At 62.1% G+C, this 25,963-nt stretch carries 21 protein-coding genes and 2 riboswitches; of the genes, 17 read left to right on the top strand and 4 right to left on the bottom strand.

Annotated elements, in window-relative coordinates; genetic code table 11:
- The first annotated feature begins 8 nt into the window (after nucleotides 1–8).
- The 6 genes from soxC (at nucleotide 9) to HNQ36_RS03755 (ending at nucleotide 4,711) form a co-directional block, all read left to right on the top strand.
- A complete protein-coding gene (soxC, locus tag HNQ36_RS03780; RefSeq protein ID WP_184082583.1) occupies nucleotides 9–1,286 on the top strand; it encodes a sulfite dehydrogenase in 1,278 nt (425 codons plus the stop codon).
- Nucleotides 1,270–1,974 carry a c-type cytochrome gene (locus HNQ36_RS03775; protein WP_184082582.1) on the top strand — a complete coding sequence of 235 codons (705 nt, stop codon included), beginning with the start codon at nucleotides 1,270–1,272 and terminating at the stop codon, nucleotides 1,972–1,974. Before soxC ends, HNQ36_RS03775 begins: the two co-directional genes overlap by 17 nt.
- A 23-nt stretch (nucleotides 1,975–1,997) precedes the next feature.
- Nucleotides 1,998–2,282 (top strand): c-type cytochrome, encoded by a 285-nt coding sequence (locus HNQ36_RS03770; RefSeq protein ID WP_246395234.1) that lies wholly within the window; start codon nucleotides 1,998–2,000, stop codon nucleotides 2,280–2,282.
- Nucleotides 2,283–2,305: 23 nt separating this feature from the next.
- Nucleotides 2,306–2,827: a DsrE family protein gene (locus HNQ36_RS03765; RefSeq protein ID WP_184082580.1), complete on the top strand. Its 522-nt coding sequence runs from the start codon at nucleotides 2,306–2,308 to the stop codon at nucleotides 2,825–2,827.
- Between the two features lie 57 nt (nucleotides 2,828–2,884).
- Nucleotides 2,885–4,159: an NAD(P)/FAD-dependent oxidoreductase gene (locus HNQ36_RS03760; RefSeq protein WP_184082579.1), complete on the top strand. Its 1,275-nt coding sequence runs from the start codon at nucleotides 2,885–2,887 to the stop codon at nucleotides 4,157–4,159.
- Nucleotides 4,160–4,318: 159 nt separating this feature from the next.
- Nucleotides 4,319–4,711: a c-type cytochrome gene (locus HNQ36_RS03755; RefSeq protein WP_184082578.1), complete on the top strand. Its 393-nt coding sequence runs from the start codon at nucleotides 4,319–4,321 to the stop codon at nucleotides 4,709–4,711.
- A 248-nt stretch (nucleotides 4,712–4,959) separates the two neighbouring features.
- On the opposite strand, the gene metE is transcribed toward HNQ36_RS03755, so the two are convergent.
- Nucleotides 4,960–7,311 carry a 5-methyltetrahydropteroyltriglutamate--homocysteine S-methyltransferase gene (metE, locus tag HNQ36_RS03750; protein WP_184082577.1) on the bottom strand — a complete coding sequence of 784 codons (2,352 nt, stop codon included), beginning with the start codon at nucleotides 7,309–7,311 and terminating at the stop codon, nucleotides 4,960–4,962.
- A gap of 97 nt (nucleotides 7,312–7,408) precedes the next feature.
- A riboswitch (cobalamin riboswitch) is annotated at nucleotides 7,409–7,626 on the bottom strand.
- 258 nt (nucleotides 7,627–7,884) lie between these two features.
- Nucleotides 7,885–8,104, top strand: a riboswitch (cobalamin riboswitch).
- 113 nt (nucleotides 8,105–8,217) lie between these two features.
- Here metE and HNQ36_RS03745 point away from each other — a divergent pair.
- The 3 genes from HNQ36_RS03745 to HNQ36_RS03735 all read left to right on the top strand — a co-directional run bounded on the left by HNQ36_RS03745 (nucleotide 8,218) and on the right by HNQ36_RS03735 (nucleotide 14,712).
- Nucleotides 8,218–11,139, top strand: a complete 2,922-nt coding sequence (locus tag HNQ36_RS03745; protein WP_184082576.1) for a ribonucleoside-diphosphate reductase subunit alpha — start codon at nucleotides 8,218–8,220, stop codon at nucleotides 11,137–11,139.
- Between the two features lie 164 nt (nucleotides 11,140–11,303).
- Nucleotides 11,304–12,449, top strand: a complete 1,146-nt coding sequence (locus HNQ36_RS03740; RefSeq protein WP_184082575.1) for a ribonucleotide-diphosphate reductase subunit beta — start codon at nucleotides 11,304–11,306, stop codon at nucleotides 12,447–12,449.
- A 214-nt stretch (nucleotides 12,450–12,663) separates the two neighbouring features.
- Nucleotides 12,664–14,712, top strand: a complete 2,049-nt coding sequence (locus HNQ36_RS03735) for a methyl-accepting chemotaxis protein (RefSeq protein WP_184082574.1) — start codon at nucleotides 12,664–12,666, stop codon at nucleotides 14,710–14,712.
- A gap of 106 nt (nucleotides 14,713–14,818) precedes the next feature.
- On the opposite strand, the gene HNQ36_RS03730 is transcribed toward HNQ36_RS03735, so the two are convergent.
- Complete coding sequence (locus tag HNQ36_RS03730) at nucleotides 14,819–15,271, bottom strand: MarR family winged helix-turn-helix transcriptional regulator (RefSeq protein WP_246395277.1); 453 nt, start codon at nucleotides 15,269–15,271, stop codon at nucleotides 14,819–14,821.
- A 319-nt stretch (nucleotides 15,272–15,590) separates the two neighbouring features.
- Between HNQ36_RS03730 and HNQ36_RS03725 the strand changes: the two genes are divergently transcribed.
- The 6 genes from HNQ36_RS03725 to fahA are packed head-to-tail and all read left to right on the top strand — an operon-like array spanning nucleotide 15,591 to nucleotide 21,683.
- A complete protein-coding gene (locus HNQ36_RS03725) occupies nucleotides 15,591–17,213 on the top strand; it encodes an FAD-dependent oxidoreductase (RefSeq protein WP_184082572.1) in 1,623 nt (540 codons plus the stop codon).
- A complete protein-coding gene (locus tag HNQ36_RS03720) occupies nucleotides 17,210–17,440 on the top strand; it encodes a DUF2783 domain-containing protein (RefSeq protein WP_184082571.1) in 231 nt (76 codons plus the stop codon). The genes HNQ36_RS03725 and HNQ36_RS03720 overlap by 4 nt, the downstream gene beginning before the upstream one ends.
- Complete coding sequence (locus HNQ36_RS03715; protein WP_184082570.1) at nucleotides 17,437–18,393, top strand: MBL fold metallo-hydrolase; 957 nt, start codon at nucleotides 17,437–17,439, stop codon at nucleotides 18,391–18,393. The genes HNQ36_RS03720 and HNQ36_RS03715 overlap by 4 nt, the downstream gene beginning before the upstream one ends.
- A gap of 4 nt (nucleotides 18,394–18,397) precedes the next feature.
- Entirely contained in the window at nucleotides 18,398–19,744 is a 1,347-nt protein-coding gene (hmgA, locus tag HNQ36_RS03710) for a homogentisate 1,2-dioxygenase (RefSeq protein WP_184082569.1), read from the top strand.
- A 10-nt stretch (nucleotides 19,745–19,754) separates the two neighbouring features.
- A complete protein-coding gene (gene maiA / locus HNQ36_RS03705) occupies nucleotides 19,755–20,393 on the top strand; it encodes a maleylacetoacetate isomerase (protein ID WP_184082568.1) in 639 nt (212 codons plus the stop codon).
- 18 nt (nucleotides 20,394–20,411) lie between these two features.
- Nucleotides 20,412–21,683, top strand: coding sequence for a fumarylacetoacetase (gene fahA, locus HNQ36_RS03700; RefSeq protein ID WP_184082567.1), 1,272 nt, complete (start codon nucleotides 20,412–20,414; stop codon nucleotides 21,681–21,683).
- Between the two features lie 133 nt (nucleotides 21,684–21,816).
- Here fahA and HNQ36_RS03695 read toward each other — a convergent pair whose 3' ends face one another.
- Nucleotides 21,817–22,293: an Lrp/AsnC family transcriptional regulator gene (locus tag HNQ36_RS03695; protein ID WP_184082566.1), complete on the bottom strand. Its 477-nt coding sequence runs from the start codon at nucleotides 22,291–22,293 to the stop codon at nucleotides 21,817–21,819.
- A gap of 137 nt (nucleotides 22,294–22,430) precedes the next feature.
- Here HNQ36_RS03695 and hppD point away from each other — a divergent pair, with 137 nt between their 5' ends.
- Nucleotides 22,431–23,555, top strand: a complete 1,125-nt coding sequence (hppD, locus tag HNQ36_RS03690; RefSeq protein ID WP_184082565.1) for a 4-hydroxyphenylpyruvate dioxygenase — start codon at nucleotides 22,431–22,433, stop codon at nucleotides 23,553–23,555.
- Nucleotides 23,556–23,712: 157 nt separating this feature from the next.
- Here hppD and HNQ36_RS03685 read toward each other — a convergent pair whose 3' ends face one another.
- Nucleotides 23,713–24,579, bottom strand: a complete 867-nt coding sequence (locus HNQ36_RS03685; RefSeq protein ID WP_347339939.1) for a DMT family transporter — start codon at nucleotides 24,577–24,579, stop codon at nucleotides 23,713–23,715.
- A 219-nt stretch (nucleotides 24,580–24,798) separates the two neighbouring features.
- Here HNQ36_RS03685 and HNQ36_RS03680 point away from each other — a divergent pair, with 219 nt between their 5' ends.
- Nucleotides 24,799–25,929: a M20/M25/M40 family metallo-hydrolase gene (locus HNQ36_RS03680; RefSeq protein ID WP_184082782.1), complete on the top strand. Its 1,131-nt coding sequence runs from the start codon at nucleotides 24,799–24,801 to the stop codon at nucleotides 25,927–25,929.
- Nucleotides 25,930–25,963 lie beyond the last annotated feature (34 nt).

Genomic DNA, 25,963 nt, shown 5'->3' with positions numbered 1-25,963 from the left:
GATGCCGCATGAGTGACAAATCATCTGCGGATATTCTCAACCGCCGCAAGTTTCTCGGCGCAGTCGGTCTCGCCGGCGCAGGCGCTGCGCTCGGCGCGAAGCCTGCGATGGCGGAAGGCGCCAAGCCCGATCCGCTGATCACCGAGATTCAGGACTGGAATCGCTATCTCGGCGATGGCGTGCAGAAGACTCCTTACGGCATGCCGTCGAAGTTCGAGAAAAACGTGATCCGCCGCGACGTGTCGTGGCTCACGGCATCGCCGGAATCCTCCGTCAACTTCACGCCGCTGCACGAACTCGACGGCATCATCACGCCGTCGGGGCTGTGCTTCGAGCGGCATCACTCCGGCGTCGCGGACATCAATCCCGCCGAACACCGCCTGATGATCAACGGCCTCGTGGACAAGCCGCTGGTGTTCACGATGGATGACATCAAGCGCATGCCGCGCATGAACAAGGTCTACTTCCTCGAATGCGCGGCGAATTCCGGCATGGAATGGCGCGGCGCGCAGCTCAATGGCTGCCAGTTCACCCACGGCATGGTGCACAATGTCATGTACACCGGCGTGTCGCTGAAGACGCTGCTGGATGAGGCGGGCCTGAAGCCGAATGCGAAGTGGCTGATGCTGGAAGGCGCGGACGCGGCCGCCATGAACCGCTCGCTGCCGATCGAGAAGGCGCTGAACGATTGCATGCTGGCCTTCGCCATGAACGGCGAGGCGTTGCGGCCCGAGCAGGGCTATCCGCTGCGTGCGGTGATCCCGGGCTGGGAAGGCAATCTCTGGGTGAAATGGATTCGCCGCATCGAGGTTGGCGACCAGCCATGGCAGACCCGCGAGGAAACATCGAAATACACCGACCTCCTGGCCGACGGCCGCTCGCGTAAGCATACCTTCGTCATGGATGCGAAGTCGGTGGTGACCAACCCGTCGCCGCAGGCGCCGCTCAAACACAAGGGCCGCAATGTGCTGAGTGGTCTCGCATGGTCCGGCCGCGGTACGGTCAAGCGTGTCGACGTGTCGATGGACGGCGGCCGCAACTGGCAGACGGCGCGGATCGACGGGCCGGTGTTCGACAAGTCGCTGGTGCGCTTCTATGTCGATTTCGACTGGAACGGGCAGGAACTGATGATCCAGTCCCGTGCGATAGATTCCACCGGCTATGTGCAGCCCACCAAGCACGAACTGCGCAAGGTGCGCGGCGTCAACTCGATCTACCACAACAACGGCATTCAGACCTGGCTGGTGCGTTCAGGCGGGGAGACTGAAAATGTCGAGATCGGTTAAGCTCGCCGCAGTCGCGCTGTTGTGCGGCGTCGCGCTCGCAGTTGCGAACTCGCGGATCGAAGCGCAGCAAATTGCCGCACAGGCGGCCGCGAAGACCTCGTCTAAGCTTGGGCTTGGGCGCCCCGCGCTGCCGGATGAAATCAAGGCGTGGGACACCGCTGTGCGGCCGGACGGCAAGGGCCTTCCGCCGGGCAAGGGCACGGTGAAGCAGGGGGACGTGTTGTTTCAGGCGCAATGCGCGTCCTGCCACGGCGAATTCGGCGAGGGTGCTGGCCGCTGGCCGGTACTGGCCGGGGGCGCCGGAACGCTGAAGGCGGATCGCCCCGACAAGACCATCGGCTCGTTCTGGCCGGATCTGTCGACCGCGTTCGACTACATCAAGCGCGCGATGCCTTACGGGAATGCGCGGTCGCTGTCCGATGATGACGTTTATGCCCTGACGGCCTATCTTCTCAGCATGAATGATATCGTCAAAGACGAAAATTTCGAATTGAATGACAGGAACTTTACGTCCATCAAGATGCCGAATGCGGCGGCGTTTTACGACGACGACCGCGAGACCGCTGAAAAACAGTTCTGGAAGAAAGACCCGTGCATGAAGGATTGCCGCAGCGCACCGAAGGTGACCGGCCGGGCGATCTCGGTGGACGTGACGCCCGACAGCAAATCCGGGCCGAAGGTCGACTGATGAGCCTGCGGTCGGCGAGGGCGATGCTTTTCGTTCTGGCGGCGGGCCTTGCGCTGGAAAATGCTGCTGCGGGAGACCGCGAACTTGGACAATATCTGTCGTCGGAATGCGTGACCTGTCACCGCGTTTCGGGCCAGAATGCGCAGGGCATTCCGAAAATCGCTGGATGGCCGGAAGACCAGTTCATCGCGGTGATGAATGCCTACAAGGACAAGCAACGCGACAACCCGGTGATGCAAACCATCGCGGGACGGCTCGAAGCGGGTGACATCGCGGCTCTGGCGGCTTATTTCAAGACGCAGAAATAGCGGTTCCAACATCGGAGGTTGTCATGGCAGACCACAAGGGTTCGACAACGCGTCGCAGCGTCATCATCGGAGCCGCTGCGGGTGGTCTGGCCGCGGCAACGGCGCAAGCCGCGCCGCAGGCACTGTCGATGGCCGACCTGAAGAAAGAGGGCGATGTCGCATGCCTCTATCATTGCGACTATGGCGACAACGCGCGCTTCGCCCAGACGCTGAACAACATTTCCAATCACTATTCGGCCTACGGCTCCGATCCGTTCGGCCTGCAACTCGTCATCATCGCGCACAGCGTTGCGGTGAAGTATTTCCTGAGCACGCTGGAAGGAACGCCCTGGAAGGACGAGACCATCGATCCGGCCTTGTTCGAGCGCGTGACCGCGCTCGCCAAGAACGGCCTCAAGGTCCATCTGTGCGAGATCACCTTCCAGCGGCTGAAGCTCGACAAGGGCAAGGTGCGAGACGTGCCGTTCATCAGCTTCGTGCCGTCGGGCGTCGCCACCGTCGCGGCGCTGCAATCGAAAGGCTTTGCCTATCTGAAAGTCGGCTGACCGGCGTGGCCTGCCTGCTGAATCCATGTTTTCAATGAAACATAATTGGGGGATACCATGAGCATCAATCGTCGGCAGTTGATTACGGGATCGGCATCGTTCGCGGGCGTCATGATGTTTGGCGCACCTGCGGTACTCGGGCAGGGCAAGCCGCGCGTCGTGGTGATCGGCGGCGGCGCGGGCGGTGCGACGGCGGCGAAGTATATCGCCAAGGAGAGCGCGGGCGCGATCTCCGTCACGCTGGTCGAGCCGAACGCCAAGTATCAGACCTGCTTCCACAGCAATCTCTATCTCGGCGGTGTGCGGGATTATGCGTCGATCACCCACGGCTATGCGGGCCTGAAGAAGCACGGTGTCACCGTCGTTGCTGACCGGGCCGCGAAGATTGATCGCGACAAGAAGGAAGTCATTCTCGCCAGCGGCAAGAAGCTGCCCTACGACCGCCTCGTGGTCTCGCCGGGTATCGACCTGAAATACGATTCCGTTCCGGGCTGGTCGCAGGCCGCGGAAGAAAAGATGCCGCATGCCTGGAAGCCGGGTGCGCAGACGCTGCTCCTCAAGAAGCGTCTCGATGCGGTGCCGAACGGCGGCGTCATTGTGATGATCGCTCCGCCGAACCCCTATCGCTGCCCGCCCGGTCCCTATGAGCGCGTCTCGATGATGGCCCATGCGCTGAAGAAGGCGCGCAAGGATCGCTGCAAGATCATCATCATCGATCCGAAGGAAACCTTCTCCAAGCAGGCGCTGTTTCAGGAAGGCTGGGAAAACCGCTACAAGGGCATGGTCGAATGGCTCGGCCCGAAGGTGCATGACGGATTGAAATCGGTCGATCCGAAGACCAACACCGTCGTCACCGGTTTCGAGACCTACAAGAACGCGGCGCTGGTCAACGTCATTCCCGCGCAGATGGCCGGCGCGATCGCGCGCGATGCGGGCCTCGCCAATGCCACCGGCTTTTGCGCCATCGATCCGACGAACATGAAGTCGGCGATCGATTCCAACATCTACGTTCTCGGCGATGCCTGCATCGCCGGCGAGATGCCGAAATCGGCGTTCTCCGCCAACAGCCAGGCGAAGGTCGCCGCCATGATGATCCGGGGTGAACTGGCTTCGGCGCGCACGTTCCCGGCGCGTTACACCAACACCTGCTGGAGCATGATCGACACCGATGACGCCGTGAAGGTCGGCGGCGCTTACGAAGCCAAGGACGGCAAGATCGGCGCGTCATCCACCTTTGTCTCAAAGACCGGCGAGAGCGCCGAACTGCGCAAGCAGACACAGGCGGAAAACATGGGTTGGTATACCGGGATCACGGCCGATATATTCGGCTGATGAACTGATCACTGACGGAACCCGCCGCGGGGCGCGGCGGGTTTCGGTTCTCATGCCCCAAAATCCTCTTCTCTCAAGTCTCTTCTCTAAGTCTTCCCGCCCATAGTTCTCACACTCACCACCTGCCAGCCTTCCTGCCCGCTTCAAAGGTCAAACCACATGATTGCTCGTTCGCTCGTCGCCGCCCTCGCTCTTGCCGCTGTCAGCTTTGCCACTTCCGCCTATGCTCAGGACGCTGCCGCGGGCGAGAAGTCCTTCAACAAGTGCCGCGCCTGCCATCAGGTCGGCGAGACCGCCAAGAACACGGTTGGTCCGGTGCTGAACGGATTGTTCGGCCGCAAGTCGGGAACGATCGAGGGCTACAACTATACCGACGCCAACAAGAATTCGGGCATCACCTGGGATGACGCGGTGTTCGCCGAGTACATCAAGGACCCGAAGGCGAAGATCCCCGGTACCAAGATGGCGTTTGCCGGCATCAAGAAGGAAGACGAGATCAAGGATCTCACTGCATTCCTCAAGCAGTTCGGCGCCGACGGGAAGAAGAAGTAAGTCCGTCATTCCGGGCGCGCGTTCGCGCGAACGACCCACACGCACAATGTCGTCCCCGCGCAGGCGGGGACCCATACGCCCTAAACTCTCATTTAAGATTGATAGCCGGGCAAGCGGTGCGACATCACGCGCAACCGTGAATTCGGTGGTTATGGGTCCCCGCCTTTGCGGGGACGACACGAGATACTGTTCTTCGCCTCTCCCCGTAAAAACGGGGAGAGGGAGAACTGGCATCAACAGAACGACGACTACGCCACGCGCGCCTGCCGTGCCGCTTCGACCATGTTGCTCAGCGCCGATTTGACCTCGGGCCAGCCGCGGGTCTTGAGGCCGCAATCCGGATTGATCCAGATCTGCTCCGGCGACAGGTTGCGCCGCGCCTTGCCGATCAGCTCCATCATCTCCGGCACCTCCGGCACGCGCGGCGAATGGATGTCGTAGACGCCGGGTCCGATTTCGTTCGGATACTTGTAGGTCACGAACGCGTCGAGCAGCTCCATTTTCGAGCGCGAGGTCTCGATCGAGATCACGTCGGCGTCCATTGCGCCGATGGCGTCGATGATGTCGTTAAACTCGGCGTAGCACATGTGGGTGTGGATCTGGGTTTCGTCCTTCACGCCGGCTTGCGAAACCTTGAAGCAGTCCACCGCCCAGTCGAGATACGCCTTCCAGTCGCCCTTGCGCAGCGGCAGGCCTTCACGCAACGCCGGCTCGTCGATCTGGATCACGCCGATGCCGGCACGCTCGAGATCGGTCACTTCGTCGCGCAGCGCGAAGGCGATCTGGCGGCAGACCTGATCGCGCGAAAGATCGTCGCGCACGAATGACCATTGCAGCATGGTGACCGGGCCGGTGAGCATGCCTTTCATCGGCAGCGTGGTCAGCGACTGCGCGTAGGACGACCAGCCGACCGTCATCGGCTTGGGGCGCGAGACGTCGCCGAAGATGATCGGCGGGCGGACATAGCGCGAGCCGTAGCTCTGTACCCAGCCGTGCTTGGTGAAGGCATAGCCCGACAGTTGCTCGCCGAAATACTGCACCATGTCGTTGCGCTCGAACTCGCCGTGCACCAGCACGTCGATGCCGATGTCCTCCTGCCAGCGCACGGCGGTCTCGGTTTCCTTGCGCAGGAACGCATCGTACTCGGCGTCGCTGAGCCGACCCTTGGCGTGAGCGGCGCGCGCCTTGCGCACCTCTTCGGTCTGCGGGAACGAGCCGATGGTCGTGGTCGGGAACGAGGGCAGGCCGAGCACCTTGCTCTGGAGTTTCTGCCGCTTGCTGAACGCGCTCTTGCGTTCCGACAGGGCGGAGGATTTTTCCGCCGCGCGCGATTGCACGGCAGGATTATGAATCTTCGGCGACGATGCGCGCTTCTTGGCAGCATCGTCCGAGGCCGCGAACACGTCCTTGACGGACTCGCGTCCCGACGACAGCGCGCGGCTGAGCGCGACGAGCTCGCCCATCTTCTGCACCGAGAAGGCAAGCCAGCTCTTCAGGTCGGCATCGAGATCGGTTTCCTGATCGAGATCGATCGGCGCATGCAGCATCGAGCACGATGGCGCGATCTGGATTCTGTCCGCGCCACGGAGCGCGATGGCGTCGCTGGAGAAATTGAAGACCCGTGTGAGATCGGCGCGCCAGATGTTGCGTCCGTCGATCACGCCCAGCGAAATCACGCGGTCCGCGGGCATCTTGTCGAGGACGGAGTTGATCTGGCCCTTGCCGCGCACCAGATCGAGATGCACGCCAGCCACCGGCAATTTGGTGACGAGATCGGCGTTGTCGCCGAGCTCGCCGAAATAGGTGGCCAAAATGATCTTGATGCCGGGGATCTTCAGCGCGAATTCGCTATATGCGGTCTTCAGCGCAGCCTTTTCATCCGCGTCGAGATCGAGCACGAGACACGGCTCGTCGATCTGCACCCAGTCAGAGCCTTCGGCTGCGAGCCTGTTGAGCACCTCGATGTAGACCGGCAGCAGCTTGGGCAGCAGCGACAGCCGATTCTCGCCCTTGCCAAGCTTGAGGAACGTGACGGGGCCGACCAGCACCGGCCGGGTCTGGATGCCGAGCGCCTTGGCTTCGCGGTATTCGTCGATCGCCTTGGTGGAGGAGAGGGCAAAGGTCTGATCCTTGGCGAATTCCGGCACCATGTAGTGATAGTTGGTGTCGAACCACTTGGTCATTTCCTGCGCCGGAACACCGTGACCATGGCTATGACCATGCGCGCAGCCGTCGTGGTCGCCCGAATCTTTATGAGAGAAGTCTTTCTGGCTGCCGCGCGCCATCGCGAAATATGTCTCGAAAGACACCGGCCCGCCGGTCCAGCCGTAGATCTTCGGAATCGCACCGACCATGGTGCTGGTGTCGAGCACCTGGTCGTAGAGCGAGAAATCGTTGGACGGGATCACGGTGACGCCGAGATCGCGCTGGCGCGTCCAGTTGTCGGCGCGGATTTTCGCGGCGGCCTCGCGCAGCGTGGCCTCGTCGATCTTGCCGGACCAGAATTTCTCCAGCGCCATTTTCAGTTCGCGGCGTGGGCCGATGCGCGGAACGCCAAGCGTGGCGACAGGAATGGAAGCAGTGGAAGCAGAATTCGTCATCGGAAACCCCGTGATGTTGGGGCAGGGGCGGACATGCGCGAACGGCAAGGGCGGCGAGCCGTCCTATCGCAGCGACACACCGGGGCACCCCGCCCGTGGACGTTATGTGATCGCGGCAGGTCTCCTGGCTCACGGGTCGGCGCCTGCGTCCGGCCTTCCCGCGGCTTGCGCCGCAGTGGCAGTGATGGACTAAGGCTCGCCGCTTACAGTTGCGGGGGCAGCTCCGGACTTGCACGATTCAACCGGACCGCGCGCACCGCATTCCCTCTTGGCTCCGGACCACCGATCCGCAGAACCGCGATGGTCAAGTTATGAGAACCGCATTCCGGTCGGTCAAAGGGAAAGCTTCCCACCGCCGCGATGCTAGGCGCGCGCTCGGGGTGAGTGGGCAGGAGCGGAATGAGATTCGCTTGCGGCGATTCGCCGGGAGCTACCCGATGCACGAGGCGCCGCGCACTCATTGCTCGCCGCCCCAGAAAAAAATCTGTCGCGATTTGCTGAGCATTTCGCGCGTTTGTTGCTTTGGTCCCGTTATTCACATCCACCGGTGCTTGACAGCGTCACCCGAACGCTACCAGATGTAGACGTCGAGGTTCCGCAAAGCCGCAAGGCCTAGCGGTGAAAATGGGAAGCCGGTGAGCTGCACGTTTGATGCAGCAAGTCCGGCGCTGCCCCCGCAACTGTAAGCAGTGAGTTGAATCCGACCGATGTCACTGGTGCGTTTTCGCATCGGGAAGACCGGATTCAACGCCGACCTGCGAGCCAGGAGACCTGCCGCGACACCAAAAGAACGTCCACGGGCGGGGTGTCCGGAGGTCGCTTGCAGCATTGCCGGCGCTTGCCGGTCGTCATGCAGCGCTCTCGGCTCAAGCCCCCAGAAAATTGCAACACGCACGGGGTCTGCCGATGTCTCTCTCTCTCGAACGCGAAGCCGCCAAATCCGCTCCTCTCATTCAGTTGCGTTCCGAGTCGCTGGCCGTCCCTGCCACCACACCGCCTTTGCAGGTCATCCGCCGCAACGGCACGGTCTCGCCGTTCGATGCGAGCAAGATCTCGATTGCGATGACCAAGGCGTTTCTTGCCGTCGAGGGCCACACGGCGGCGGCGTCGCGCCGCATTCACGAGGTGATCGAGCAACTGACGAACGAAGTCGTTAGCGCGCTGACCCGCCGGATCGGCGAGGGGCGCACTTTTCACATCGAGGACGTGCAGGATCAGGTCGAACTGGCGCTGATGCGCAGCGAACATCACAAGGTTGCCCGTGCCTATGTGCTCTATCGCGAGGAACGCACGCGCCAGCGCGCCAAGGCAGACGCTGCGAAGCCCGCAAAGACATCGTCCGAACCGCAGTTGCATGTGACGTTGGGCAATGGCGCGCGCGTGCCGCTCGATGTGGACCGCCTGACGCTGATCATTCAGGAAGCCTGCGCCAATCTTGACGGCGTCGATGCGGCACCGGTTCTCGCCGAGACCCGCCGCAACCTTTACGACGGCATCAGCCAGGATGAACTGGCGCTCGCGGGCATCATGGCCGCGCGCACGCTGGTGGAACTGGAGCCGAACTACGCCTATGTCAGCGCGCGGCTGCTGCTCGACAAGCTGCGCACCGAAGTGCTGTCGTTCGTCCATTCCGCGCAGGTCAACGCCTCGCAGGCCGACATGACGGCGCGCTATGCGGAGTACTTTCCGGCCTATGTCAAAAAGGGCATCGAGGCCGAGCTGCTCGATCCCGAACTGGCGCGCTACGACCTGAAGCGGATCGCAGCGGCCTTGAAGCCGGAGCGTGATCTGTCGTTCCAGTTCCTCGGGCTGCAGACGTTGTACGACCGCTATTTCCTTCACCAAGACGGCAACCGCATCGAGCTGCCGCAGGCGTTTTTCATGCGCGTGGCGATGGGGCTCGCGATCCGCGAGATCGACCGCGAGGCGCGTGCCATCGAGTTCTACAACCTGCTGTCGTCGTTCGATTTCATGGCGTCCACGCCGACACTGTTCAATTCCGGCACGCTGCGGCCGCAGCTGTCGTCCTGTTTCCTCACCACGGTGGCCGACGATCTCGACGGCATCTTCAAGTCGGTGAAGGACAATGCGCTGCTGGCGAAATACTCCGGCGGTCTTGGCAATGACTGGACCCGCGTGCGCGGCCTCGGTGCACACATCAAGGGCACCAACGGCGAAAGCCAGGGCGTTGTCCCGTTCCTGAAAGTCGCCAATGACACGGCGATAGCCGTCAATCAGGGCGGCAAGCGCAAGGGCGCGGTCTGCGCCTATCTCGAGACGTGGCATGTCGACATTGAGGAATTCCTCGATCTGCGCAAGAACACCGGCGACGACCGCCGCCGCACCCACGACATGAACACTGCGAACTGGGTGCCGGATCTGTTCATGCAGCGCGTCGAATCCGACGGCGAATGGACGCTGTTCTCGCCAGACGAGACGCCTGATCTGCACGATCTTTATGGAAAGGCTTTTGCTGAAAGATATGCCTTCTATGAGGCGAAGGCTGCACGCGGTGAGATGCGCGTGTTCAAGAAGCTGCGCACCACTGACTTGTGGCGCCGGATGCTGACCATGCTGTTCGAGACCGGGCATCCGTGGATCACCTTCAAGGACCCGTGCAACCTGCGCTCGCCGCAGCAACATGTCGGCGTGATCCATTCGTCCAATCTCTGCACCGAGATCACATTGAACACCTCGGACGACGAGGTTGCGGTGTGCAATCTCGGATCGGTCAATCTGCTCAACCACGTGGGCGAGGGCGGCATCGATCATGCGCGGCTGAAGCGGACGATTTCGACCGCGATGCGGATGCTCGACAACGTCATCGACATCAATTTCTACACCATTCCGGAAGCGCGCCGCTCGAACCTGCAGCATCGTCCGGTCGGCCTCGGCCTGATGGGCTTTCAGGATGCACTGCATGCGCTGCGAATCCCGATGGCGTCGGACGCGGCCGTCACGTTCGCTGACACCAGCATGGAAGCGATTTCGTTCCACGCGATCACGGCGTCGGTCGATCTCGCCGCCGAGCGCGGACAGTATCCCTCGTTCAAGGGGTCGTTGTGGAGCAGGGGCATCTTGCCGATCGACTCCATCGAGATTTTAGCGGACGCCCGCGGCGGCCTTGATGTCGACTGGTCGGTGACGCTGGACTGGACGGCGCTGCGGGCGCGGGTGCAGTCGGTCGGCATGCGCAACTCCAACGTGATGGCGATTGCGCCGACGGCGACGATTTCCAACATCTGCGGCGTGGCGCAGTCGATCGAGCCCGCCTATCAGAACCTCTACGTTAAATCGAACATGTCCGGCGATTTCACCGAGGTGAACGAGTTCCTCGTCCGCGACCTGAAGGCGCGTGGCCTGTGGGACGAGGTGATGGTCTCCGATCTGAAATATTTCGACGGCAGCGTCGGCTCCATCGACCGCGTGCCGGACGATCTGAAGCTGCTCTATGCAACAGCCTTCGAAATCGACAGCGCGTGGCTGATCGAGGCGGCGGCGCGGCGGCAGAAGTGGATCGATCAGGCGCAGTCGCTCAACCTCTACATCGCCAATCCATCGGGCAAAAAGCTCGATCAACTGTACCGGCTGGCGTGGACGCGCGGTCTGAAGACGACCTACTACCTGCGGTCGCGCAGCGCCACGCATGTGGAGAAATCCACGCTCAAGGGCACCGACGGCAAGCTCAACGCGGTGTCGTCGTCGTCGTCGCTCGCGGCTATGCCGGTGAACAAGCCCATCGTGGTGCCGCAGTCGTCATCCGCACCGGATCTGTCGGACGCGGTGGCGTGCTCGATCGACAATCCCGATTGCGAGGCGTGCCAGTAACGTTTCTGACCCTCCCCTTGAGGGGGAGGGTCGCCGCGTAGCGGCGGGGTGGGGTGAGAATTCTGCGCCGTTCTCTCGCTTCACCCCACCCCGTCGACCTGACGGTCGCCGACCCTCCCCCTCAAGGGGAGGGTGAAAGTCACACGATTTTTCAGGAATTCCCCATGCTCGACTGGTCCGAAACCTCACCCAAAGCCGCCAACACGCTCCCGCCGATCCTGACCGGCCAATCCGCAGCGATTGACCAGACCGGCCTCGATTCAACAGGACTCGGCACCATCGACCGCAAGGGCGGTCGCGTGTCGGTGGACGACAAGGCGATGATCAATTGCCGTGCCGACGTCAACCAGTTGCTGCCGCTGAAATACAAATGGGCGTGGGAGAAGTATCTTGCCGGCTGCAACAACCACTGGATGCCGACGGAAGTCTCGATGCAGGCTGATATCGCGCTGTGGAAGTCGCGCGACGGCCTCACCGAGGACGAGCGCCGCGCGATCAAGCGCAATCTCGGATTCTTCGCGGCCTCCGAAAGCCTCGTCGCCAACAACATCGTGCTCGCGATCTACCGCCACCTGACCAATCCCGAATGCCGCCAGTACCTGCTGCGTCAGGCGTTCGAGGAAGCGGTGCACACCCACACGTTCCAGTACATCGTCGAAAGTCTCGGCCTCGATGAGGGCGAGCTGTTCAACATGTACCGCGAGGTGCCGTCGATCACCGACAAGGCGGCGTGGGCGCTGAAGCACACGCAGAATCTTGAGAACCCGGATTTCAAGACCGGCACGCCGGACTCCGATCAGGCCTTCCTGCGCGATCTGGTCGCGTTCTATGTGATCTTCGAGGGCATGTGGTTCTACACAGGCTTCGCGCAGATCCTGTCGCTCGGCCGCCGCAACAAGATGGTCGGCATTGCCGAGCAGTATCAGTACATCCTGCGCGATGAATCCATTCATCTGAATTTCGGCATCGACGTCATCAACCAGATCAAGATGGAAAATCCGCATCTGTGGACGCGCGAATTCCAGGACGAGATACGCGGCATGATCCGCGAGGCCGCCGAACTGGAGGCCGCCTACAGCCGCGACACCATGCCGAGAGGGTTTCTGGGTCTGAATGCGGCGCTGTGCGAGCAGTACATGCATTTCATCGCCAACCGCCGCTGCGCCCAGCTCGGGCTCACCCGGGTATTCGATGAGACCGACAATCCGTTCCCGTGGATGTCGGAGGCGATGGACCTGAAGAAGGAGAAGAACTTCTTCGAGACCCGCGTGATCGAGTACCAGAATGGCGGCGCGCTGAGCTGGGAATGAACTGTTAATCTTTCGGCGCCGGCGGTGCCGGGATATGGCGACCCTGCTGCATTTGCACACGTCGCTAGCAAGAAACGCCCGCCTGGCGGGCGTTTTTTGCTGCGCGCGGTAGCAATTTACGGGGCGTTATTCAATTTTGTTTACCTTGGGGGACTTTCCGCCGGCTGATTGGCCGGCCGGTCGGGCATGCAAAAAGAATTTTTGGGGGTTGGGAATGGGCTGGTTCAAGGGCACTCCGGCAAAGCAGAAGACAAACGTCAGCTTCCTTTCAAATCTGAGATTCCGAACCAAGATCATGCTCGGCTTCGTGATCGTGCTGGGCATTTCCGCCATCAATATGGGCGTCGCCTATTTCGGGTTCGAGCGCATCGCCAGTGGCGTTCAGTCCTATCAGGGCATCGTCGCCGAGAGCGACAGCGCGCGCGAGATCGATCGCGAGCTTGTGGCCTATCAGCTTCTCGCCCGCCAATACGTGACGACCGGTCTTCCGGCGGACGAAGAAGCTGCGCGTGCCGCCGAGAAGAGTCTTGGCGAGGCGATCGAGCGCGCGACGCGTGTCGCCACCGCCGACAACCGCAAGAGCGTGCTCAGCCTTTCCGCCAGCTACAGTGAATTCTCCGCGCTGTTCGCGGATGTCATCAAGCTCAAGACCGAGAACGCGGCAATCGCGTCGAACCAGTTGCTCCGCATGGGCAACGTGATCCGCTACAAATTCGACGATCTGGCGGACACCGCGATTCTCGCCGGCCTGACGTCGATCCAGCAGAATGCGAAGGAACTGGCGACCCACTCGGCGTCCATCACAGCCAACATCAGCAACTACGTCCTGCGTCCCGATGCAGCCGTCGCCAACAGCGTCAATGCCCGCATGCAGCTTCTGAAGAACAGCTTTGGCACGCTGACGGCTGACGACGCGAAGCTTGCATCGAAGATTTCGGAAATCACCCAGGAACTCGATGCCTACAAGGTGGCCTTCACGAAGTTCGTCGAGAACACCGCGAAGATTACGGCGCTGTCTACCAAGATGAACGAGGCGGCGGCGTCCGTGACCCAGGAAGCCAAGACCATCAAGGATGGTCTGGTCGTCCGGCAGACGCAGCTTGCAAAGGAATCGGCCACGGCAGCGCATACGACCAGCCAGTTCGTGACGGCGCTCGGCGCCGGGGGCATCATGTTCGGCGCGATCCTCGCATGGATGCTGGGCCGCGGAATTTCCCGGCCAATGATCGCCATGTGCAACGCGATGCGGCAGCTCGCCGGCGGCAACTTCGATGTTGTGCTGCCGGGGCTCGGCCAGAAGGATGAAATCGGCGAGATGGCGGGTGCCGTCGAGGAGTTCAAGATGCGCGCTGTCGCCAAGGCGCAGAGCGAGGCGGCGGAGCGTGAGGCGCAGGGCAAATCCGCCAGCGCTGCCCGCAGTGCGGAGCTTCACCGTTTCGCCGACGATTTCGAAACCGCCGTCGGCGTGATCGTGTCGAGCGTCTCGTCTTCGGCGAGCCAGCTTGAGTCGTCCGCAACGACCCTGACCCGGACCGTCGAGACCGCTCAGGAGTTGTCCGGTAAGGTCGCGGGCGCGTCGGAAGAAGCCTCGGCGAATGTGCAATCCGTCGCCGCCGCCACGGAAGAACTGTCAGCTTCGGTCAACGAGATCGGCCGGCAGGTCAAGGAGTCGAGCCGGATCGCCGCCGCGGCGGTGTCGCAGGCCGAAGCCACCGACGCGCGCATCGCCAAACTGTCGCGCGCGGCACAGGAGATCGGCGACGTGGTCAAGCTGATCACGGCGATTGCCGAGCAGACCAACCTGCTGGCGCTCAACGCCACCATCGAGGCTGCGCGGGCGGGCGACGCGGGGCGGGGCTTTGCCGTGGTCGCGTCCGAAGTGAAGTCTTTGGCGAGCCAGACCGCGAAGGCGACCGACGAGATTTCGTCGCACATCGCCGGGATGCAGGAAGCCACGCAAGAGTCCGTCTTTGCGATCAAGGAAATCGGCGAGACCATCGGCCAGATTTCCAAGATCGCCGGCAACATCGCCGCAGCGATTGAGCAGCAGACCACCGCGACGACGGAAATCGCCCGCAACGTCCAGAGCGCCGCCAGCGGCACGCTGGAAATCGCGGAGGGCATCTCCGAGGTCAACCGTGGCGCGAGCGAAACCGGCACGGCCTCGGGTGAAGTGTTGAACTCCGCGCAGACGCTGGCGGTTGAAAGCACGCGGCTGCGTCAGGAGCTGGACCGCTTCATGGAGAACATCCGCGCGGCGTGATGTCATCCCCGCTCGTCCCCGCGAAAGCGGGGACCCACTCTTTGAAGGGCTGGATTCCCGCTTTCGCGGGAATGAGCGAGTGGGTTTTCAGTCGCGGGAATGCAAACTAATACGCATCCTTCTTGGCGCGTGCATCCTTCACGGTCTGAACAAGATCGAGCTGGCGCTCGATCTTGCCGAGCGCGTTGGCGAAATCCTTGCGCTCCGCCGCCGTCAGGCATGACAGGATGTCCTGCTCCTTGTGGAGCAGGCGAGGGATCAGTTCCTCGTAGAGCGCGCGTCCCTTGCCGGTGAGTTGCAGCGCCAGCTCGCGCCGGTCATCCTTGTTTTCCACGCGTTCGATCAGTTGCTGTTCCAGCAGGTGGGCGACGGCCCGGCTGATGGTGGATTTATGCGTGCGCGTGCAGTCGGCGATGTATTGCGCCGTGCAGGCGTCGTCGCGAAAGCCCAGCGTGGCCAGCACCCGCCATTCCGGAATATCCAGGCCATAGCGCTCGCGATATTCGCTGGCGAGTTCGGCGCTGACTTCCGCCGCCAGCCGGTTCAGTCGGAACGGCATGAACTTGAAGAGATCGAGCTTGCTCAAGGAAACACGTCCGGTTGAGGCCAAGGGCAGGACTTGGTCTAGTTGGTTGCAGTTGCAACGATCATAGCCTTGGTCTATCCTGATGACCAGTGTCCTGAATCCGAAGTTCGCTTCATTTTTGCAGCGCACTCTATAGCGAACGTCGGATTCAAGAGGACACTGGAGACTATAATTCTGGTGTGGTTTGGGTTCGCAAGTCCGCAACAGAATGTGCCGTAGAACTGATGCGGACTTGCGAACCACCACACCAGAGCTTCGTTCAAGAAGCCCGTCAGTCAAGCAGGGTTGAGACGTGCCGGAACCTCGGGTCATTCAGTTCGGCTATCGCCGCCATTCCGATCAGGACCGGACGGCGGCGGATGCGGCGCGCCATCCGGTGGTGGTGGTCGGAGCGGGGCCGGTCGGGCTGACGCTGGCGATCGATCTGGCCCAGCGCGGTCACGGCGTCGTTTTGCTCGATGACGCCGACAGGATCGGCGACGGCTCGCGCGCGATCTGCTTTTCGAAGCGCTCGCTGGAATTGTGGGACCGCCTCGGGGTCGGCGAGCGCATGGTGGAGAAGGGCGTGGTCTGGAAGGTCGGCAAGATCTTTCTGAACGACGACATGCTCTACCGCTTCGATCTGCTGCCGGAAGACGGTCACAAGATGCCGGCCTTCATCAATCTTCAGCAATATTACGCCGAAGCCTTTCTGGTCGATCGCGTTCAGGAACTGCCGCAGGTCGATCTGCGCTGGCGCAACAAGGTGGTCGGGCTGGACCAGCGCAACGATCACGTCGTTCTGGCTATCGACACGCCGGACGGGCGCTATCATCTGAAGGCGGATTTCGTCGTCGCCTGCGATGGCGCGCGCTCGGCCTTGCGAGGTTTGGTCGGAGCTGAGTTTTCCGGCGAGGTGTTCGAGGATCAGTTCCTGATCGCCGACGTCAAGATGACCGCCGAGTTTCCGACCGAGCGCTGGTTCTGGTTCGATCCGCCGTTCCATTCGGGCCAGTCCGCACTGCTGCATCGTCAGCCGGACGATGTCTGGCGCATCGATCTGCAACTGGGGCCGGATGCCGATCCCGCCGTCGAGCGGCTGCCGGAGAATGTGCGGCCGCGGATCGAGCGGATGCTGGGTCACACCAATTTCGATTTCGAATGGATTTCGATCTACAAGTTTCAATGCCGCCGCATGCAGCGCTTTGTGCATGAGCGTGTGATCTTCGCCGGCGACTCCGCGCATCAGGTTTCGCCGTTCGGCGCGCGCGGCGCGAATTCCGGTCTTGAGGACGCGGAGAATGTGGCGTGGAAGCTGTCGCTGATCCTGCGCGGCAAGGCGCCCGCATCGCTGCTCGACAGTTACGAGATCGAACGCAGCGCCGCTGCCGACGAGAACATCCGCGCATCGACCCGCTCCACCGATTTCATCGCGCCGCATTCGAAGCAGGAACGCCGGATGCGGCAGGCGGTGCTCAGACTCGCGAAGGAAACCGAATTCGCCAAGCGCATGGTCAATGGCGGGCGGCTCTCGACGCCGTCGGTCTATCAGTCGCCGCTGTCGACGCCCGATCGCGACCCATGGAATGCCGGGCCGCGTCCCGGCGCGCACATGATCGACGCGCCGCTGGCGACGGCAGAAGGCGAGCCGATCTATCTCACCGAGGCGTTCAGGCAGGGGAGTGGCAACTTCGTGTTGCTGCAATCGGGAGCAGGCGGCGGCGAGTTGCCTGGCTGTCACTCCATCGTGATTGGAGAAGCAGCGCCGCTGCGCGATGTGTCCAGACTGTTTGCGAAGCGCTATGATCTCTCCAATGGCGCGGCCTATCTGCTGCGGCCGGACGGCTATGTCGCGGCGCGTTTCAGGAAACCGACGGCATCCGCCGTGCAAGCCGCCATTGCCCGCGCCAGCGCACAGCCGGGAGCCTCGTCATGACGCTCTCGACGACATCGAATTTCAGCGATCCCGACACCGCCTACCGGCTGGTGGTCGAGGCGCATCGCGGCCTCAGCGACGAGGACAGTGCATCGCTGGATACAGCACTGGTTCTGATTTTAGCCAATCATATCGGCGATGCCGAGGTGCTGCGTGAAGCGATCGCGCTGGCGAAGCGCCAGCTCGTCACGGGCGATACGACGAATTCAACAAGGGACGCAAAATGAACGCCAAGGGTTTCGCTTCGACCGGAGATATGACGGAGAAGAAAATCACCTTCTCCGAAATCGGCCCGGATATTTACGCATTCACGGCAGAGGGCGATCCCAACACGGCGGTGATCGTCGGTGACGACAGTTGCCTCGTGTTCGACGCGCAGGCGACGCCGGCGATGGCCAACAGCGTGATCGAGCGCGTCAAGACCGTGACCGACAAGCCGATCAAGTATGTGGTGCTGTCGCATTATCACGCGGTGCGCGTGCTCGGCGCATCCGCCTACAAGGCGCAGGGCATCGTCGCCTCGCAGGAAACCCATCGCCTCATCATGGAGCGCGGGCAGCAGGATTGGGATTCTGAATATGGCCGCTTTCCAAGGCTGTTCCGCGATGCCGAGAGCATTCCGGGTCTCACATGGCCGACGATCACGTTCGAGACCGGGATGACGCTCTATCTCGGCAAGCGCGAAGTGCAACTGATTCATCTCGGCGCGGGCCACACGTCCGGCGACATCGTGGCCTGGGTGCCCGATGCGCAGGTGATGTGCTCCGGCGATCTGATCGAGTTCCATTCGGCCTGCTATTGCGGCGACGCGCTGCTGCGCGAATGGCCGCTGACGCTGAATGAAATCCGCGACTTCAACCCAAAAGCCGTTGCGCCCGGCCGCGGCGACGCGCTGAAGGGTGTGGCGACCGTGAACGAAGCCATCGCCATGACGCGCGATTTCGTGACATCGCTCTACGGCGCGGCGGAACTGTCGGTGGCGAAGGGGCGGACGCTGAAAGAAACAATGGCCGCGACGCGTGCCGTGATGGACCCGAAATTCTCCAGCTTCGCGATCTATGAACATTGCCTGCCGTTCAATGTCTCGCGCGCCTTCGACGAAGCATCCGGGATCGACGATCCGGTGATCTGGACCGACAAGCGCGACCGCGAAATGTGGGCAGCTCTGCAAGGAGGATAGTGCGATGAACATCAACACCGCTCCTGGCGTCGTCAACCGCAACGCCGTCAATGTCACGCCGGGTTACATGTCCGGATTCGGCAACAGCTTCGAGACCGAGGCGCTGCCCGGCGCGTTGCCCATCGGCCGCAACTCGCCGCAGCGCTGCGCCTATGGGCTCTACGCCGAGCAACTGTCCGGCTCGCCGTTCACCGCGCCGCGCGGCACCAACGAACGCTCGTGGCTCTATCGCATTCGCCCGTCGGTGAGACATTCGGGCCGCTTCGCCAAGGCCGATGCGAAATACTGGCGCACCGCGCCATGTACCGAATACCACATGCCGATCGCGCAACTGCGCTGGGATCCCGTGCCGATGCCGAAGGACGACCAGACCTTCCTGCAGGGCGTTTACACCATGACCACGGCGGGCGATGCCAACACGCAGGCGGGCATGGCAGCGCATGTCTATCTCATCACCCAATCGATGGTGGATCAGCATTTCTACAACGCCGACGGCGAACTGATGTTCGTTCCGCAGGAGGGCAACCTGCGCCTCGTCACCGAGTTCGGCATCATCGACATCGAGCCCGGCGAGATCGCCGTGATCCCGCGCGGCACCAAATTCCGCGTCGAGATTCCGTCAGGTCCGGCGCGCGGCTATCTCTGCGAGAACTACGGCGGCGCGTTCACGCTGCCGGAGCGCGGACCCATTGGCGCGAATTGCCTCGCCAACTCGCGCGACTTCCTGACGCCGGTGGCGGCCTACGAAGACAAGGACACGCCGACCGAGCTTTACGTGAAGTGGGGCGGCTCGCTGTTCGTGACCCAGCTGCCACATTCGCCGATGGATGTGGTGGCGTGGCACGGCAACTATGCGCCGTATAAATATGACCTGCGGACGTTCTCGCCGGTCGGCGCCATCGGCTTCGATCATCCCGATCCGTCGATCTTCACGGTGCTGACCTCGCCTTCGGAAACGGCGGGGACCGCGAACATCGACTTCGTGATCTTCCCCGAGCGCTGGGCAGTGGCGGAAAACACTTTCCGTCCGCCGTGGTATCACATGAACATCATGTCGGAGTTCATGGGGCTCATCTACGGCGTCTACGATGCCAAGCCGCAGGGCTTCGTGCCGGGCGGCATCAGCCTGCACAACATGATGCTGCCGCACGGGCCGGACCGCGAGGCGTTCGATCACGCCAGCAATGGTGAACTCAAGCCGGTGAAACTGACCGGCACCATGGCCTTCATGTTCGAGACGCGCTTTGCGCAGCGCGTGACCGAGTATGCCGCGACCACCAGCACGCTGCAGGACGACTACGCCGATTGCTGGCAGGGGCTGGAGCGCCGCTTCGACCCGTCGAAGCCGTAAAGCAGCGCACATGAGTGACGCTGTTCTCTACGGCTACTTCCGCTCAAGCGCGGCCTATCGCGTGCGCATCGCGCTCAATCTCAAGGGACTGAGCGCGGAGCATCGCTTTGTGCATCTGCGCAAGGGCGAGCAAACGCAACCGGCCTATCGCAAGGTCAATCCCGCGGGACTGGTGCCGTACTGGATCGATGACGATCTCGAACTGGCGCAGTCGATTGCGATCATCGAATATCTCGACGAGACCCATCCGAAGCCACCGCTGCTGCCGCCGGATCCAAAAGGGCGGGCGATTGCGCGCGAAATCGCGCTGGTTGTCGCCAGCGACATTCATCCTATCGGAAACTTGCGGGTGCTGAACAGGCTGACCGGCATGGGCGTCGATGAGGCCGCCCGCGCGGCATGGTCGAAACACTGGATCGAGACCGGCTTCGAGGCAGTCGAGGCCCGGCTGGCGCATCTGCCGGGACCGTTTGCGCTCGGCGATCAGCCGACGCTGGCCGACATCTGCATCGTGCCGCAGGTGTTCAACGCGCGGCGGTTCGGTGTGGATCTTGCGCCGTACAAGCGCATCGTGGCGCTGGATGCTGCCGCCGCGAAGCTCAAAGCCTTTGCCGCCGCCGAACCCGGTCGCCAGCCCGATGCCGAATAGATAAACCGGATGGACACGATGCACCCCAACGATCCCAAGCTGCGCTCCTTCATCGAGATCGATCCATCGTCGGATTTTCCGATCCAGAACTTGCCTTACGGCGTGTTCTTCACGCCGGAGAAGCCTCTTCCGCGAACGGGGGTTGCCATCGGCGACTACGTGCTCGATCTATGGGAGCTTGAACAAGACGGTCTGCTAAGCGTGGCCGATCAACCGGGTGTTTTTGCTGTCGGCGCACTTAATCATTTCATGTCGCTGGGACCAAAGGTTTGGTCACAGACCCGAGCGCGGATCAGCGAACTTTTGCGCCACGACAACGCAGAATTGCGCGATAACAAGAAGCTACGTGAGCTAGCGCTTGTTCCGCAAAAGTTCGTGCAAATGCAGATGCCAATTGCCGTGCAGGGCTTCACGGATTTCTATTCGTCGAAGGAACACGCCACCAATGTCGGCACCATGTTCCGCGACAAGACCAATCCGCTGCTGCCGAACTGGCTGCACATCCCGATCGGCTATAATGGCCGCGCATCGACTGTCGTCGTCAGCGGCACGCCGATCCGCCGCCCGCGCGGGCAGTTGAAGCCGCCGACGGTGGAGTTGCCGACCTTCGGGCCCTGCAAGCGGCTCGATTTCGAGTTGGAGATGGGCGTCGTGATCGGGCAGGCGTCGGCGATGGGGGAGATGCTGACCGAGCAGCAGGCCGACGCGATGATCTTCGGCTTCACACTGCTGAACGACTGGAGCGCGCGCGACATCCAGCAATGGGAATACGTGCCGCTGGGACCGTTTCAGGCGAAAGCGTTCGGCACTTCGATCAGTCCGTGGATCGTGACGCGCGAGGCGCTGGAGCCGTTTCGGGTTCACGGCCCGGCGCAGGACCCGACGCCGCTGCCATATCTGCAGCAGAAGGGCGCGAATAACTACGACATGCAGCTCGCAGTCGACATCAAGACCGAGAAGATGAACAAGCCCGGCACGATCTGCCGCACCAATTTCAGGAACATGTACTGGTCGTCGGTGCAGCAGCTTGTGCATCATGCCTCAAGCGGCTGCGCGATGAATGTCGGGGACCTGCTGGGCTCGGGCACCATCAGCGGTCCCGAGAAAAGCGAGCGCGGCAGTATGCTGGAATTGAGCTGGAACGGGACAGAACCGTTGGCGCTTGAGAGCGGCGAGCGCCGGTCGTTTCTCGAGGACGGCGACTCGCTGACCATGCGCGGCTGGTGTCAGGGCAACGGCTACCGAATTGGCTTTGGCGAAGTTGAAGGCACGATCCTTCCGTCGGTTTGAAAGTGATTGTACATCTTCGCATCCATCCACCGTCATGCCCGGCTTTATGCCGGGCATCCACGTCTTGGATTGCACCAAGAAAGACGTGGATGGCCGGGACAAGCCCGGCCATGACGCGATGAGGGATCAGTGATCAACCGGCGAGCTTCCGCAGCGGCAGCTTGCGCGTGGTCTTCAGCCGGTCGAGTACGATGGACGAGCGTACATGCGCCACGCTCTCGTGCGGCATCAGCACGTTGTTGACGATGTCGGACAGGCTCTTGAGATCGCTCAGCACGACCTTCAACAGATAGTCCGCGTCGCCGGTCAGCGAATAGGCCTCCTGGATTTCATCGACGCGGCGCATCAGATCGCGAAACCGCTTTGCGTTGTTCGGTGAGTGCGTCGCCAGCGTGATCTGGATGAAGGCGAGCACATTGAAACCGAGCGCTTCGCTGGCGAGATCCGCGTGATAGCCGGCGATGATCTTCTCGTCCTCCAGCCGGGTGCGGCGGCGCGAGCATTGCGACGCCGACAGGCCCGCCAGATCGGCGAGTTGCTGATTGGTCAGGCGGCCGTCGTCCTGAAGCGCGGCGAGAATTTTGAGGTCGAATCCGTCCAGCGAAGTCATGCGCCAAAACCCTCGTATGTGCACGTTCCGTGCATGATTTTGGCATAACTCGGCTCATTTTGCACGCCTGTTGCATGAAAAGCGGCGCACGATGCTTCCCTGAGAAAGAATCGCCAGAAGATTCAAGGGAGATCGCCATGGGTCCGTTTCCGCACGATGCACCGGCCGCCGTCATTTCCGAGCAGAACCCGATGGGCACCGACGGCTTCGAGTTTGTCGAATACGCCCATCCCGAGCCGGAAAAGCTCCACGCGCTGTTCCGCCTGATGGGATTCACGGCAGTCGCCAAGCACAAGACCAAGGCGATCACGGTCTATCGCCAGGGCGATGTGAACTACCTCGTCAACGAACAGCCGGGCACCCACGGATATGACTTTGTCGCCGTGCATGGGCCGTGCGCGCCGTCGATGGCGTTCCGTGTGGTCGACGCAAAGCAGGCCTATGAGCGCGCGCTGTCGCTCGGCGCGGAGCCGGCCGACGAGGCGTCATCCCGCAAGACGCTGGATGTTCCGGCGATCAAGGGTATCGGCGGCAGTCTGCTGTACTTCGTCGACCGCTACGGCGCGAAGGGCTCGGCCTACGACACCGAGTTCGAGTGGCTTGGCCTGAAGGACATTCACCCGGAGGGCGCGGGACTGTTTTACCTCGACCATCTGACCCACAACGTGCATCGCGGCCGCATGGATGTGTGGACCGGCTTCTATGAGCGGCTGTTCAATTTTCGCCAGATCCGTTTCTTCGACATTGAGGGGAGGGCCTCTGGCCTGTTCTCGCGCGCGCTGACCAGTCCCGACGGCAAGATCCGGATTCCGATCAACGAGGACGCCGGCGATTCCGGCCAGATCGAGGAATATCTCAACACCTATCACGGCGAGGGCATCCAGCACATCGCCTGCGGTGTGAAGGACATCTATCACACCATCGAGAAGCTGCGCGCCGACGGCCTGCCGTTCATGCCGCCGCCGCCGCAGACTTATTTCGAGAAGATCGACGCGCGGCTGCCGAAGCACGGCGAGGACGTCGCGCGGCTGCAGAAGAACGGTATCCTGATCGACGGCGAAGGCGTGGTGGACGGCGGCCATACCAAGGTGCTGTTGCAGATCTTCTCGGCCAACGCGATTGGCCCGATCTTTTTCGAGTTCATCCAGCGCAAGGGCGACGACGGCTTCGGCGAGGGCAACTTCAAGGCGCTGTTCGAGTCGATCGAGGAAGACCAGATCCGCCGCGGCGTGCTGTCGGCGGACAAGAAAAGCGCGGCGTAGGCTCGCTCTATCGTTGAACTCGCAATCCAAACAGTGTCATGGCCGGGCTTGTCCCGGCCATCCACGTCTTGTTGCGCTTCAGAAAGGAAGGCGTGGATGCCCGGCACAAGGCCGGGCATGACGAACTTAGGTTTCTACGGCGACCGCCCGCCGCCGGTTACGATCGTTTCAAATTCAGCAGATTCCCGGTCAGGATCAGCGCAGCGCCGGCAATGGTCGCCGCATCAAGCCGCTCGGAATAGAGCAGCCAGCCGAGCGTCGCCGAGAGCGGTACGCGGAGAAAGTCCATCGGCACAACAACCGTGGCGTCGGCATAGCGCATCGCCTGCGCGAAGCAGTAGTGCGAATACGTTCCGCAGAACGCGATCACTAGAATCCATGGCCAGACATGCGCTGATGGCGTGTGCCAATAGTAAAGGGCTGGGATCAATCCGATCAGGGACTGGATCACCAGCATCCAGAAGATGATCACGATCACCGAGTCGGTGCGGGTGAGGGATTTCACCATCACAATCGCCGCGCCGAAGCCGATGGCGGCGAGGACCATGATCAGCTGGCCGGGGCTGACCTGCGCGGCGCCGGGCTGCACGATGATGAGAACACCCACAAGCCCGAGTATGATGGCGAGAATTTTCCAGACGTTGAGCCGTTCGCCAAGAAAGCTCACCGCGAGCAACGCGGTCCAGATCGGCATGGTGAATTCGATGGCCACCACCTGCGCCAGGGGGATCAGCGTCAAGGCCAGAAACCAGCCGTACTGCGCGGCGTAGTGAACGACGTTGCGGCCGATGTGCTGGAGCGGGCGCGCGGTCTTCATATTTGCCAGGCCGCCGTTCAGATGAATCAGCGGATAGAGCATGAAAAGGCCGATGACCGAGCGCATTTCCATGATCTGGAAAACGCTGAGTTCGCGCGTGGCTTCGCGGCCAGCCACCAGCAGGACCAGCATCAGGGTCAGCCATCCGGCCATCCAGCCGGCGGCCCTCGCGTTGGACGGGGGGACGACGACGAGCGATTGCGTCACAAACGCACCTGTGTTGCAGCGCAAATCGACATCGCAAACCTTCCCAATGAGATTGGGGCCTGCATACGCAATCTGATTCCGGCAGGCAACATCGCCAAACTGACAGCAGCCCCGGCAAGTTTGCATCTTGAATCGGCTGCCGAACCTGCAACGATCCGGGGGCGCGGGGCACGAGATCCCGCCAGTCAGAAAAAGCATTCAAAAGGGGACAGCGCCTTGATCAATCCCGCCTCGCTTCCGTTCGATACCGAAACCATGCTGACGGGCCTGCGTCCGTGGATTGAATGCGAAAGCCCGACCTGGGACGCCGCCGCGGTCAATCGCATGCTTGAACTTGCCGCGCGCGACATGGCGATTGGCGGGGCCTCGATTGAAACGATCGCCGGGCGGCAGGGCTTCGGCGGCTGCATCCGGGCGCGATTTCCGCACCCCAATCAGGGACAGCCGGGTATCCTGATCGCAGGACACATGGATACCGTTCATCCGATCGGCACGCTGCAAAAGCTGCCGTGGCGGCGCGAGGGCGGCAAATGTTACGGGCCGGGCATCCTCGACATGAAGGGCGGCAATTACGCTGCGCTCGAAGCCATCCTGCAGTTGCAGAGAGCGTCGATTGCGACGCCGTTGCCGGTCACGGTTCTGTTCACGCCGGATGAGGAAGTGGGCACGCCCAGCACCCGCGACATCATTGAGGCGGAAGCGGCGCGCAACAAGTATGTGCTGGTGCCGGAACCGGCGTTCAAGAATGCAGGCGTCACCACGGGCCGCTACGCGATTGCGCGGTTCAATCTGGAAGCTGCCGGCAAGCCGAGCCACGCCGGCGCAACACTCGCGGCGGGACGATCCGCAATCCGCGAAATGGCGCGGCAGATCATTGCCATCGACGGCATGACCGGCGACGACTGCACCTTCAGCGTCGGCGTCGTTCATGGCGGGCAGTGGGTCAACTGCGTGGCGTCGAGCTGCCGCGGCGAGGCACTCAGCATGGCGAAACGCCAGGCCGATCTCGATCGCGGGGTCGAGCGGATGCTGGCGCTGAACGGCACGACAAATGACGTGACGTTCACGGTGACGCGCGGCGTGACGCGGCCGGTCTGGGAACCCAATGCCGGAACCATGGCGCTTTATGAACAGGCGCGGGCGGTGGGGAAGACAATCGGCCTCGATCTGATCCACGGCAGTTCGGGCGGCGGCTCGGACGGAAACTTCACCGGCGCGATGGGGCTGCCGACGCTGGACAGCCTTGGCGTGCGCGGTGCGGATTATCATACCCTCAACGAGCATATCGAAGTCGACAGCCTGGTCGAACGCGGGCGATTGATGGCCGGTCTCTTGGCCACCCTGCAATGATTTGCCAAGATGCTCCGCGCTTTGCCTGGCAATG

This window comes from Afipia massiliensis (assembly GCF_014203115.1).
GTDB lineage: Bacteria > Pseudomonadota > Alphaproteobacteria > Rhizobiales > Xanthobacteraceae > Afipia > Afipia massiliensis.
The sequence above is the reverse complement of the archived record's forward strand: the minus strand, read 5'-3'. Positions and strand labels throughout refer to the sequence as shown.

What these genes read in the sequence shown, in the direction of transcription:
- HNQ36_RS03755 (WP_184082578.1), top strand. Translation starts at nt 4,319, where the DNA reads ATGATTGCTCGTTCGCTCGTCGCCGCCCTCGCTCTTGCCGCTGTCAGC.
- HNQ36_RS03695 (WP_184082566.1), bottom strand. Translation starts at nt 22,293, where the DNA reads ATGACTTCGCTGGACGGATTCGACCTCAAAATTCTCGCCGCGCTTCAG.
- HNQ36_RS03770 (WP_246395234.1), top strand. Translation starts at nt 1,998, where the DNA reads ATGCTTTTCGTTCTGGCGGCGGGCCTTGCGCTGGAAAATGCTGCTGCG.
- HNQ36_RS03715 (WP_184082570.1), top strand. Translation starts at nt 17,437, where the DNA reads ATGAACGCCAAGGGTTTCGCTTCGACCGGAGATATGACGGAGAAGAAA.
- fahA (WP_184082567.1), top strand. Translation starts at nt 20,412, where the DNA reads ATGCACCCCAACGATCCCAAGCTGCGCTCCTTCATCGAGATCGATCCA.
- HNQ36_RS03720 (WP_184082571.1), top strand. Translation starts at nt 17,210, where the DNA reads ATGACGCTCTCGACGACATCGAATTTCAGCGATCCCGACACCGCCTAC.
- HNQ36_RS03765 (WP_184082580.1), top strand. Translation starts at nt 2,306, where the DNA reads ATGGCAGACCACAAGGGTTCGACAACGCGTCGCAGCGTCATCATCGGA.
- soxC (WP_184082583.1), top strand. Translation starts at nt 9, where the DNA reads ATGAGTGACAAATCATCTGCGGATATTCTCAACCGCCGCAAGTTTCTC.
- HNQ36_RS03775 (WP_184082582.1), top strand. Translation starts at nt 1,270, where the DNA reads ATGTCGAGATCGGTTAAGCTCGCCGCAGTCGCGCTGTTGTGCGGCGTC.
- HNQ36_RS03740 (WP_184082575.1), top strand. Translation starts at nt 11,304, where the DNA reads ATGCTCGACTGGTCCGAAACCTCACCCAAAGCCGCCAACACGCTCCCG.
- HNQ36_RS03760 (WP_184082579.1), top strand. Translation starts at nt 2,885, where the DNA reads ATGAGCATCAATCGTCGGCAGTTGATTACGGGATCGGCATCGTTCGCG.
- HNQ36_RS03745 (WP_184082576.1), top strand. Translation starts at nt 8,218, where the DNA reads ATGTCTCTCTCTCTCGAACGCGAAGCCGCCAAATCCGCTCCTCTCATT.
- hmgA (WP_184082569.1), top strand. Translation starts at nt 18,398, where the DNA reads ATGAACATCAACACCGCTCCTGGCGTCGTCAACCGCAACGCCGTCAAT.
- HNQ36_RS03735 (WP_184082574.1), top strand. Translation starts at nt 12,664, where the DNA reads ATGGGCTGGTTCAAGGGCACTCCGGCAAAGCAGAAGACAAACGTCAGC.
- HNQ36_RS03730 (WP_246395277.1), bottom strand. Translation starts at nt 15,271, where the DNA reads ATGCCGTTCCGACTGAACCGGCTGGCGGCGGAAGTCAGCGCCGAACTC.
- hppD (WP_184082565.1), top strand. Translation starts at nt 22,431, where the DNA reads ATGGGTCCGTTTCCGCACGATGCACCGGCCGCCGTCATTTCCGAGCAG.
- maiA (WP_184082568.1), top strand. Translation starts at nt 19,755, where the DNA reads ATGAGTGACGCTGTTCTCTACGGCTACTTCCGCTCAAGCGCGGCCTAT.
- metE (WP_184082577.1), bottom strand. Translation starts at nt 7,311, where the DNA reads ATGACGAATTCTGCTTCCACTGCTTCCATTCCTGTCGCCACGCTTGGC.